General features: G+C 73.2%; 3 protein-coding genes. 2 read left to right on the top strand and 1 reads right to left on the bottom strand.

What is annotated here, in order from left to right; genetic code table 11:
* Together CCN39_RS47470 and CCN39_RS47475 are read left to right on the top strand one after the other, a co-directional pair.
* The coding region (locus tag CCN39_RS47470) for a hypothetical protein (RefSeq protein WP_086853714.1) at positions 1–822 on the top strand (822 nt) is incomplete at its 5' end.
* 126 nt (positions 823–948) lie between these two features.
* Positions 949–1,680 (top strand): hypothetical protein, encoded by a 732-nt coding sequence (locus tag CCN39_RS47475; RefSeq protein WP_086853716.1) that lies wholly within the window; start codon positions 949–951, stop codon positions 1,678–1,680.
* A 3-nt stretch (positions 1,681–1,683) separates the two neighbouring features.
* Here the strand turns inward: CCN39_RS47475 and CCN39_RS47480 are convergent.
* Positions 1,684–4,688: helix-turn-helix transcriptional regulator (locus tag CCN39_RS47480; RefSeq protein WP_244211344.1), on the bottom strand; the 3,005-nt coding region annotated here is incomplete at its 5' end.

The raw sequence follows: 4,688 nt of genomic DNA on the forward strand, positions 1-4,688 counted from the left end.
GCGCGGCTGCGGGCCCGCGGCGTCGTCGTCAGCGTCACCGCACTCAGTTATTGGCAGTCGGGCAAAAGACAGCCGGAGCGGCAGAGCTCGCTTTCGGCGGTTCGCACGCTCGAAGAGATCCTCGACGTGCCCGCCGGCTCCCTGCTCGGCCTGCTGCCCCCGCCCCGGCCCCGCGGCGGCGCCGGGAAGCGCCAGGCCGGCGGCGAGCCGATGTCGTTCCCCCGCGAGGTGCTCCAGCCGCTGCTGGAGAAGGTGGGGGCGCCGTACGCGCTCGACCGCCAGCAGCCGCTGAAGATGGTCGGCCTGCACGACCTGTGCGAGATCGCCGCGGACGGCGGCCAGCGCGCGGTGACGGCTCGGGCGGTGTTCCAGGCCGTCGCGGACGGCCAGGACCGCTGGCTCCTGGTGTACACCCAGGACGACCCGGCGGCCGGCGTGCCGGACCTGCACGCCGTGCGCAACTGCCGCGTCGGCCGGGCGGAGATCGACGAGGCCCACGGCCTGCTCGTCACGGAACTGCTCTTCGACCAGCCGATCAACCGCGGCGAGACGCACCTGATCGAGTACACGCTGACCAACAGCGGGCCGCCGTACCCGGAGTGCCGCAACACGCACTACCGCGAGTTCCGCCGCCCGGTGCGGGAGTACCTGCTCGAAGTCCGGTTCGCGCCGGGCACGGCGCCGGAGCGGTGCTGGCAGTACTCGCGCAACGGCGCGAACGGCACGCTCGCCCGGAGGGCGCTGAAGCTGGACGGCGCGGACGGCGTCCACGCGGTGGCGTTCGACTTCGGCCCGGGCGTCTTCGGCATCGACTGGGACTGACCGTCAGCTCAGGCGGGCCGCCACGGCCGTCGCAGGTAGGCCGAACGGGCGAACAACCGTGAAGCGAGGAACACCCTTTCCTGCAGGCGCGACTCTCCGGGCACACCGCCCGAAGGTTGACCAGCCATGGACCCGTTCGACATCAGCAATCCGGATGATCTCCTGAAAGGATTGCTCAGATGGGCCTTCGGCCCGAGTGCGGCAATCACCATCACGTTCATCGTGATCAACGCCGCTTGGTCGTGGTACGGCACCTTCGAAGACGTCAAGTCAGGCGTCAAGTTCGCGAGAAGGACGTACTCGGCCGCCTCCGCGCGCCTGCGGCGGATGCCCAAGACAGCCATCGTGCTCGGAACGGCTGTCTCCGCCGTGCTGCTCGTACTCCAGGCGATCTGGATCTGGATCTCGTTCGTCGCCGGAAACGCGATCTCCTACCTGTTCACGGGCGACGTTCCCCGGGACGGCCCGAAGTGGGGAACCGTTCTCGAATCGCTGCACTGGGACACGATCACCGCGGCCTACGTGGCGGCGTCGGTGGCCGCGCTCGCCGCCTCCTACGTCTTGGCTTCTCGGGGAATCGAGACCACGAAGCTGGGGTTGATCATCGCGGCGCCCGCCATCTTGTGGCTCATACCGACGGCGCTGCTGTCCGCTCTCGCACTCGTGGTCGCCACCCTTTACTGGCTGTCCGATCATGTCTTTCGGCTCGACCCCGCCGGTGAATCCGCAATGCTCGTCGTCGCGTTGTCGACGGCGCACATTCTCGCGTGTACGTCCGCGATGCGAACGTCCAGGTTGATGGTGCGGATCTGGAAAGGGCCCGTCAACGCTCGGCGAGAAACGACTTACCCTTCATGACCGTCAGCTCAGGCGGGCCGCCGCCAGGGTGGCCAGTTCGGTGCGGTTCGCGATCCCCAGCTTCGCGTAGACGTGCGCCAGGTGCGTCTTCACCGTGCCGCGGCTCATGAACAGCCGGGTGCCGATCTCCGGGTTGGTGCACCCCTCGGCCGCCAGCTTCACCACCTCGAGCTCCGTCGGCGTCAGGCTGTCCCAGCCGCTCGACGGCCGGCCGCGGGTTCCGCGGGTGCGGCGTACGAACGCCACCACGTCGTCGAGGGTCATCGGTGGTTCGGAGGTCACCAGGCCGAGCGCGGCCCGCTCCGCCTGCGCGGTGGGACGGCGAGGCACGCCCAGCTCGGCCCGGGCCTGCGAAGCCGAGACGAGCACCCGGGCCGCGTCGGCCTCGCGGCCGGTGCGCGCGAGCAGCGCCGTCAGGGCGTCCAGGCTGGCCAGGACGCCCAGCCGGAGGCCGTGGTCGAGGCGCAGGCTCAGCGCTTCGTAGTGCAGTTCGGCTGCCTGCGATGGCTCCGCCAGGTACCCCTGCTCGTCCAGGGCGTCGGCCAGCGGCGAAGGCAGCGACCAGCGGCGGGTGAGGTCGACGGCGGTGGCCAGCACCTCAGCGGCCTCGTCGGCCCGGCCGAGCGCGCGCAGCAGAGCGCCGCGTTCGGGCAGGCCCTGCGCGGCCATGTACGTCCCGGGCACGGCTTCACGCTCGAACCAGTGCAACGCCTCTTCGAACTCGCCTCGCCGCCAATGCAGCTGTCCCAGCACCCCGGCCATGCCCGGCACGAAGACCTCACCCGCCGTTTCGAGCAGCCGCAGGAACGGCTCCATCACGCGGAACCCGGCGTCGACGTCGCCGGCGAAGCCGTGGACCCGGGCCAGCTGGCAGAGGGTCGTGTTGACCCGGTGGAAGTCCCGGAGCGGGGCGGCGACCTCGACGGCGCGCTCGGCGAGTTCCCTCGCGCGGGGCAGGTCCGCCGCCGCCAGCGCGCTCGCCGACTGCACGCTGAGGACGGTCGAGGCGAGCCCGCGGTCGCCGCGGCGGAGCAGTCCCTGTGCCGCCTCGGCGAGCAGTGGTGCCGCGTCGTCGTGCCGGTCGCGGACGGTCCGGATGATTCCGCGCAGCATCAACGCGCTGTCCCGCGCGAAGCCGTCGGCCTCCGTTCCGGCTTCGGTGGCGAGGTCCCAGGCGGTGTCCAAGTCCGTGTACAGGTGGCCGAGGGCGGTCAGGCAGAGGCACCGCGCGCGCAGGTCCGCTTCGCCGAGTTCGGTGGCGAGATCCAGGCCCTGCCGCGCGGCTTCGACGTCGAACGGCGCCGTCGTGTCCGCCACCAGGCCCATCCCGGTCAGCAGCCGGGCCTGCAGCGGCGTCCGGGCGTCCGGGCACCGGGCCACCGCGCGCTCGAGGTACGCCAGGCCTTCGTGGCCGCGGCCGTGCAGGTTCCACAGCCACGCGACGGCGGCGGCGAGCCTGCGGCCCCGGTCGGGATCCTCCTGCGCCAGCCCCCACTCCAGGGCCGCGCGCAGGTTGTCGCGCTCGGGCTCGACCCGGGCCCGCCAGGCATCCTTGTCACGGTCGAGGTCGGGCTCGGCGGCTTCGGCCAGGGCCAGGTAGTGGTCGAGGTGGCGATCGCGGACGGCGTCGGTCTCCCCCGCCTCGGCCAGCCGGGCGGCCGCGTACTCGCGGAGCGTTTCCAGCAGCCGGTAGCGGCCGTTTTCGGCCAGTACCAAGGACTTGTCGACGAGCCGGCCGAGGGCGGGCAGCACGGCCGGGCCGCCCGCCGCGGCCAGGGTGAACCCGCCGGCGAACACCGCGAGCCGCCGGAACACCGCGCGGTCGCCCTCGTCGAGCTGGTCGTGGCTCCACGCGAGGGAGCCTTCGAGGGTCCGCTGCCGCGCCGGCACGCCGCGGGGGCCGCGGGTGAGGAGGGCGAACCGGTCGTCGAGGCCGGCGTCGATCTGGTGCGGGGCCAGCGTTCCGAGCCACGCGGCGGCCAGTTCGACGGCCAGCGGGATGCCGTCGAGCCGGGTGCAGATCGACCGGACGGCGGCCGCGCTGGAGGCGTCCAGGGTGAACAGCGGCCGGACCGCGCCCGCGCGCTCGACGAACAGCGCGACGGCCTCCTCGACGGCCAGCGGCGGCACCCGCCACACCGTCTCCCCCGGTACGTCGAGCGGCTCCCGGCTGGTCGTCAGCACCGCGACCTCGGGGCAGGTCCGCAGCAGCTCGACCGCGACTTCGGCGGCGCCGTCGAGGACGTGCTCGCAGTTGTCGAGGCAGAGCAGCACGCGGCGGTCACGCAGGGCCGTCGCGACCGAGCGGGCCGCGCCGACCCGGGGCTCCACCGGCACGCCGAGCGTCGCGGCGACCCGTTCGGCGACCTCGGTGACGGCGTCGAGCTCCACCCACCAGACGCCGTCTGGCCACTCGGCACCGGCGGCGACCTGCGCGGCGAGCCGGGTCTTGCCGCTGCCGCCGGGCCCGGCGAGGGTCACCAGCCGCGTCCCGGCGAGCAGCCGCCGGACTTCGCCGAGCTCGGTGTCGCGGCCGACGAAGCCGGTCAGCTGCACCGGGAGGTTGTTCGGGACGGCGTCGAGCGAGCGCAGCGGCCCGGGAGTCCCGCCGAGTTCGAAGATCCGCTCGGGCGCGGTGAGGTCCGGCAGGCGGTGGACGCCGAGGTCGTGCAGCGTGACGGCGTCCCCGAGGACGGCCCTGGTGCGTGCCGACACGAGGATCCGGCCTTCGCCGGCCAGCGCGCGCAGCTGTTCGCAGCGGCGGACGGCCGGGCCGGTGGGCGTGCCGTCGTCGCGGATCAGCACGTCCCCGGTGTGCACGGCCGCCGGGCCGCCGGGCAGCGCCGCGAGCGCCTCGCCGGGGGTGGTGAAGACGACCGGGGCGGCGGTACCGGCGCAGAGGATCGTGACCGTGCCGCCCGGGAGGAGTTTCGTCGTAGTCATGGCCCGGCCAGTCTGCCAGCGGATCTCGGCCAGGTGGCCGATGTTGCGCCGGCCGGCGCCTGCGA

The sequence above is a fragment of the Amycolatopsis kentuckyensis genome (assembly GCF_002155975.1).
Lineage (GTDB): Bacteria > Actinomycetota > Actinomycetes > Mycobacteriales > Pseudonocardiaceae > Amycolatopsis > Amycolatopsis kentuckyensis.